Raw genomic sequence first — 6167 nt, 5'->3', positions numbered from 1 at the left:
GCCGGCGAGCAGGACCTGATCAAGGGCCGCATCAACGAGATCCGCGCCGCCATCGACAAGACCACCAGCGACTACGACCGCGAGAAGCTGCAGGAGCGTCTCGCCAAGCTGGCCGGTGGTGTGGCGGTGATCCACGTGGGCGCCGCGACCGAGACGGAGATGAAGGAGAAGAAGGCTCGCGTCGAGGACGCGCTGCACGCCACGCGCGCGGCCGTCGAGGAGGGCATCGTCCCCGGCGGCGGCGTGGCCTACCTGCGCTGCCTGGACGCGCTCGAGAAGCTGAAGCTGGGCGGTGAGCTGGACTTCGGCGTGGAGATCATCCGCAAGTCCCTGCAGGAGCCGCTGCGGAAGATCGCCTCCAACGCCGGCCTCGAGGGCGCCGTCATCATCAACAAGGTGCGCGAGGGCAAGGGCGCCTACGGCTTCAACGCCCGCACCGAGGTGTTCGAGGACCTGGAGAAGGCCGGCGTCATCGACCCGACCAAGGTGGAGCGCACCGCGCTGCAGAACGCCGCCTCCGTCGCCTCGCTGCTGCTGACCACCGAGGCCATGGTGGCCGAGCGCCCGAAGAAGAAGGCCAAGGGCGCGGCGGCCGGCGGCGCCCCGGACTACGGCGGCGACGACCTGGAGTACTGAGCCACACCGAGCCGGGTTGAGCTCGCGGCCCCGGGTGCCTCCCGCGTGGAGGTGCTCGGGGCCGTGGTGTTTTCACGGGGCGCTGGGGGAGGGGAGGCCCTCAGCCCAGCGCCTTGAGGGCGGGAGCAGGGGCGTGTCCGAGGATGCGGGACAGCTCCTGGCTGAGCTCGAGCGCCTCCAGGTCTCGCGCCAGGCACCCGGCCGCCCCGGCGCGCAGCGCCTCCAACACCGTCTCCTGGGACAGGTACTCGGCGAGCACCACGAAGGGCGCCCCCTGACCCAGCTTCCGGGCCAGCTCCAGGGCCTGCCGGCCGTAGGCGGCGCTGAAGTCCCAGCTCACCACCACGGCGGCTGGCGGCTCCGCGGCGGGCTCTCCGGGGACTGCCGTCAGCACCCGCGCCTCCAACCCGAGCCGGGCGAGCGCCTCGGAGACCTGTCGCGCCGAGCTCGGGCTGTCATCGAGCACGTCCACGCGGCGGTTGTCCGGCCGTCGCTCGTGCCGCACGGGGACGGCGGCGTTGAGGAACTCGCGCAGCTTCGTGCGGACCTCGCGGATGTCGTCGAAGGGCTTGAGCAGGTAGTCGAGCAGCCCCAGCTCCAGCGCCTGCTGCGTCGTCACCAGCGAGGGGTAGCCCGTCATCAGGATGACGCGCGAGCTCGGGTCGAGCCGGCGCGCCTCCTGCGCCAGCTCCAGGCCCGAGAGGCCCGGCAGGTTCTTGTCCGTGACGATGAGGTCCACCGGCCCGCGCCGCAGGTGCGCGAGCGCCTCCTCGACGTTGGCGGCCTCGAGCACCTCGCACTCCCGGCCCATCAGGTCCTTGAAGACGCTGCGGATGATCTCCTCGTCGTCCACCACCAGCAGGCGGCGGCGCGACGTGGTGGGCGTGGGCGCGGGGGAGACGGGGGTGGGGGAGGGAGCGGGGAGGGCGTCCGGCGCGGGAAAGAGGACGCGGAAGACGGTGGTGGGCGCCGGCTGCTCCGACAGCACCGAGGACGGCACGAGCTCCAGCCGCGCGTTGTGCTCCAGCGCGATGCGCCGGCACACCGCGAGCCCCAGGCCGGTGCCACGCTTGCTGCCCGTCACGTAGGGCTCGAAGAGGCGCTGGCGCACGGCCTCGGGCACGCCCGCGCCCCAGTCCGCCACGTACATCACCGGCGAAGTCCCCTCGCGCCGCACCACCACCTTCACCCGACCCGGCCCCGTCACCGCGTCGCGCGCGTTGTTGAGGAGGTTGAGGGTGAGCTGCTCCAGCAGCCGGCCATTGCCCTGCACGCCCAGGTCCTCGGACGCGTCCACCTGGAGCGTGACGCGGGCCGAGTCCGGGTTGAGCGAGAAGGCGCGTACCGCCGCCTGCACGTGCGTCACCAGCGACACGGGCTGCTGCGGGGCGGGGCGCTCGCTGGCCAGCCGGGTGAAGTCGGAGATGATCTGCTCCATCCGCTCCACCTGGGCCAGCATCTGCCGCAGGGGGCCTCGCGTACCGATCTCCTCGGAGAGGAGCTGGGTGTAGGCCTTCACCCCGAGCAGCGGCTGGCGCAGCTCGTGGAGCACCTCGGCGGCGAGCTGCGTGGTGCCCGACTGGGTCCGTCGCAGCTCCGCGGCGGCGGCCCTCGCCGCGGGGAGATCGCCTGACTCCACGGCCTGGAGGAGGAGCACGAGCGGTGCCGGGATGTCCATGGTTCATCAGCATGGCCGAGCCACCCGGCTGGCCGCAACGCAAGGCGCCGGATTCCGTTGACCGGCGGCCCCCGGGACGCGGATGCTTCTCGCTCCCACACGTTCCGCTCACACTGGCCGTATGCCCCCCGGGAGCCCGCCATGCCACAGACCAATCCGTTCCACTCGATGGTGCCCAGGAAGCTGACGGACTCGGAGCTGGCTCGCGCCATCCGGCTGGACATGGAGGCGGAGCTGGACGCCATCAACCTCTACGCCGCGCACATCGAGGCCACGGACAACGCGGACGCCAAGGCCATCCTCCAGCACGTGATGGACGAGGAGCGCGAGCACGCCGCGCTCTTCTGGGAGCTCATCGCGAAGCTGGATCCCGCCCAGGCCGAGCACATCAAGGTCATGTCGGAGAAGTTCCGGCTCATCACCTCCGGCGCCTCGCACGAGACGGTGGAGGCGGTGGGCGAGGGCAACGGCGGGCGTCGCATGTCGGCCGAGCCCGGCCTCGACAAGCGCCTTACCGTGGGCTCGCTGCGGCGCTGAGTCCGGCCTCGCTGCCGGTGGGCTGGCTGTGCCGCGTCGAGGGCGTGGCCTCCAGGTCCCTCGCGGCCAGGTAGACGACGTTCCGGGTGCCCTTCTTGCCCCGGTACATGGCCCGGTCGGCCAGGTCCAACAGGGTGGCCTTGTCCCGCGCGTGCTCGGGGAAGCAGGCCACGCCGATGCAGGTGGAGAGCGCCAGGGAGTACCCCTCGCGCGCCAGGAAGCGGTGGCTCTCCACGGTGCGCCGGATGCGCTCGGCCACCTTCAGCGCGCCGGCCGCGTCGGTGTTGCGCAGCAGCACCACGTACTCGTCCCCGCCGTAGCGCGCCGCCACGTCGTCGTCGCGCACGCAGCCCCTCAGCAGCTGGGCCATCTCCACCAGGAGCTGCGAGCCCACCAGGTGCCCGTGGGTGTCGTTGATCGTCTTGAAGTAGTCCAGGTCCAGGAAGAGCAGGCTGAAGAAGCCGTGTGTCTGCTGGGCGCCCTTCACCTCGCGATCCAGCACCATGTGCAGGTAGCGCGTGTTGAAGAGGTGGGTGAGGTCGTCCAGGTAGGCCAGATCCTCCACCTCGGCGATGCGGCCCATGTTGCGCAGGGCGAGCGCCAGGCAGCGCGCGAGGAAGCCCGTGGCCTCGGTGATGCCCTCCGGCGGCGAGTCGGGGTAGAGCAGGACGGTGTGTCCGAGCAGATCCTCCCCGTCCACGGCGGGGACGACGAGGGCGCGCGGCCAGGGCCCCGGGACTCCCTCGAGCACCTGGGCCTCCCGGGACACGCCAAGCCGCGGCGCGAGGAAGGCCAGGTGGGGCGCTTCCCGTCCTTCACTGGACAGTCCCGGTGCGCTCAGCAGCCGCGAGCAGCCGGTGGCGTCGCGCTCGAAGAGCACCACCGCGCTGGCCGAGCCCATTCCCTGGAAGGCGGCGCTGGCGGTGTCCGCGAGCCGCTCCCGATCGAGCGTGGTGGAGATGCGCTGCCCCGTCTCCAGCAGGGAGACGTAGCGGCGCAACGCGGCGTTCTCCTGCAGCAGCTCGCGCGTGGCGAGCGCCCGGTGGATGGCGTGCTGGAGCACCTCCGGGGCCACCGGCTTGACGAGGTACTCGGCGGCTCCACTCTTGATGGCGCGCACCGCCGGGTCCACCTTGTCCAGGCCGGTGATGACCACCACCTCGATGCCCGGGTGGTGCTGCTTGGTGTGGCGGAGCACCTCCATCCCATCCCCGCTGGCGAGGATGAGGTCCGTCACCACCGTGTCGTAGGGGTGGCGGGCCAGCTCCTCCTTCACCTCGGCGATGCTGGTGACGGCGGTGACTTCGTGGCCCGCGCCACGCAGGTAGTCCCCGTACAGGGTACGGGCCATCTTTTCGTCATCGACGAGCAGGATGCGGGCCATCACGGAAGGGCTTACCACCAAGGTCAAGGGGCTGCTAGCCTACCCCCGTGCCTCCCTACGAAAGCGGACGCCGGCTCTGTCTCCTGATGGAAGCGGGCGAGACGCGCTTCTCCGTCGAGGCCACCTCCATCATGGAGGTCGCCGCGCCGGGACCCGATGAGACCAGCCTGCGTGGCGTACTGGAAGTGAAGGATTTGTCCGTGCTGCTCGGCGGCGAGCCGGAGCCGGGCCCAGGCATGGTGGTGGTGTTCGACGTGAGCCCCACACTGGCGGTGCGCGTGCGGTCCATCGTCGAGGTCGTGGACGTGGCCCAGGCCCCGCACTTCCTGCTGCCCCCGGGGCTGGGGGACACCCTGACGGCGCTCAGCCACAGCGCGGTGCTGCACAAGGAGCGGCTCTACCTGGAGCTCTCCGCCGAGGCGCTGCCGCATGAGCCGGGCGCCATGAGCCCTCCGCCCGAGCACCGTGTGGCCCTCACCGAGGGCCTGCCCGAGCGCTCGCTCGTCTTCGAGTCACAGGGGCGCCTGTTCGGCCTCCCGCTGCCCCTGGTCTCCCAGGTGGTGATGAAGGGCTCCTCCTTCAGCGCGCTGCCGGGGAAGGGGGGGGCGGTCGCCGGCGTCCTGCCGCATGGACAGGCGCTCTGGCCCGTCTACTCGGCTCCGGCGTTGTTGGGGGCTCCCGCCCTGGCCGAGGCCTTCATCGTCCTCATCGAGGTGGCGGGACGCGGCCTCGGGCTGTGCGCCGCGCGCGTGCTGGGTGTCCACCCGCGCTTCGAGCCCTCCGAGGAGCCAGGGGAGTTCCGCGCCCCGGGATTGCCGACTGCCGTGCTCTTTCTGGACGTTCAGCGCATGTTTTCTTGAGCTTCCGCTTGTTTTCTTGAAGGCCCGGGTGTCGAACCGTAAGCTGCCCGGCTGGACAGTGGGACTCTCCGTCCCGATTTCTCACCGAATTCTAGGGGGTTGGATCCCCCGAGGCCCGAACCGATGCCCAAGAATCTGCTGGTCGCCGATGACTCGCTCACCATCCGCAAGGTGATCGGGATGATCTTCGCGACCGAGGACTTTCAGGTCACCGCGGTCGACAACGGGCTGGACGCCATCACCCGGTCGCGCGATCTGCGGCCGGATGTGGTGCTCGCGGACGTGATGATGCCGGGCAAGAACGGCTACGAGGTCTGCGAGGCGCTCAAGAACGATCCCTCCACCCAGGGCATCCCCGTGATGCTGCTGGCCGGGACCTTCGAGGCCTTCGACGAGGCCCGTGCGCGCGCGGCCAGGGCCGACGACCACATCACCAAGCCCTTCGAGAGCCAGGTGCTGCTCGACAAGGTGAAGACGCTGGTGGGGCAGAAGTCCAACACCATGCCCGCCTCCGCCGCCACGCAGATGACGCCGCCGAGTGCCGCGGCTGCCCCCGCGCAGCCGCGTCCTCCCGCGGGTCCCGCCGCCGGACCTCGTCCGCCGGGGCCCGGCATGCCGCCGGGGCCGGGGGTGCCGCCAGGGCCGGGCGCTCCGCCGCCGGGCATGGCGCGTCCGGGTGTTCCGCCGGGACCGGGGATGCCTCCGGGCGGCCCGCGTCCGGGCATGCCGGGGCCAGGCGCTCCGCCGCCGGGTATGGCGCGTCCGGGGATGCCCGGGCCGGGGGGGGCGCCGGGGCCGGGTGCTCCACCGCCGGGCATGGCGCGTCCGGGGATGCCGGGGCCGGGGGGTCTGCCTCCTCCGGGGCCGGGCGCTCCGCCGCCGGGCATGGCGCGTCCGGGGATGCCCGGGCCGGGCATGCCTCCGGGTCCGGGTGGCCTGCCCCGTCCTCCGGGTGCCGCGCCGCTGCCCGGGCCGGCTCCCACGGCTCGTGGAAAGGATCCGTTCGGCCTCGGCTCGCCCGCCGCGGCCCAGCCCGTCGTCGAGGAGCCGACCCCGGAGGCCAGCGGTCTGG

Annotated in this window: 6 protein-coding genes; 4 read left to right on the top strand and 2 right to left on the bottom strand. The window is 72.0% G+C overall.

What is annotated here, in order from left to right:
• Positions 1-636: TCP-1/cpn60 chaperonin family protein (locus tag VF697_RS39470; RefSeq protein ID WP_331103347.1), on the top strand; the 636-nt coding region annotated here is incomplete at its 5' end.
• A gap of 100 nt (positions 637-736) precedes the next feature.
• Here the strand turns inward: VF697_RS39470 and sinK are convergent.
• The gene (gene sinK / locus VF697_RS39465; RefSeq protein ID WP_331103345.1) at positions 737-2314 is read right to left on the bottom strand and encodes a hybrid histidine protein kinase/response regulator SinK; all 1578 of its coding nucleotides are present in this window, start codon (positions 2312-2314) and stop codon (positions 737-739) included.
• A 141-nt stretch (positions 2315-2455) separates the two neighbouring features.
• On the opposite strand from sinK, the gene VF697_RS39460 reads away from it, so the two are divergent.
• A complete protein-coding gene (locus VF697_RS39460; protein ID WP_331103343.1) occupies positions 2456-2851 on the top strand; it encodes a demethoxyubiquinone hydroxylase family protein in 396 nt (131 codons plus the stop codon).
• Here VF697_RS39460 and VF697_RS39455 read toward each other — a convergent pair.
• A complete protein-coding gene (locus VF697_RS39455; protein WP_331103349.1) occupies positions 2826-4235 on the bottom strand; it encodes a diguanylate cyclase in 1410 nt (469 codons plus the stop codon). The genes VF697_RS39460 and VF697_RS39455 overlap by 26 nt on opposite strands.
• A gap of 47 nt (positions 4236-4282) precedes the next feature.
• Here VF697_RS39455 and VF697_RS39450 point away from each other — a divergent pair, with 47 nt between their 5' ends.
• Complete coding sequence (locus VF697_RS39450) at positions 4283-5095, top strand: chemotaxis protein CheW (RefSeq protein WP_331103341.1); 813 nt, start codon at positions 4283-4285, stop codon at positions 5093-5095.
• A 123-nt stretch (positions 5096-5218) separates the two neighbouring features.
• Positions 5219-6167 (top strand): response regulator (locus VF697_RS39445; protein WP_331103340.1); only part of this gene is annotated, 949 nt, incomplete at its 3' end.

The sequence above is a fragment of the Archangium sp. genome, from assembly GCF_036388035.1.
Taxonomy (GTDB): Bacteria; Myxococcota; Myxococcia; order Myxococcales; family Myxococcaceae; genus Archangium.
The sequence above is the reverse complement of the archived record's forward strand: the minus strand, read 5'-3'. Positions and strand labels throughout refer to the sequence as shown.

Excerpts from the sequence above, each read along its gene's own strand:
- VF697_RS39455 (WP_331103349.1), bottom strand. The coding sequence starts at position 4,235 with ATGGCCCGCATCCTGCTCGTCGATGACGAAAAGATGGCCCGTACCCTG.
- VF697_RS39460 (WP_331103343.1), top strand. The coding sequence starts at position 2,456 with ATGCCACAGACCAATCCGTTCCACTCGATGGTGCCCAGGAAGCTGACG.
- sinK (WP_331103345.1), bottom strand. The coding sequence starts at position 2,314 with ATGGACATCCCGGCACCGCTCGTGCTCCTCCTCCAGGCCGTGGAGTCA.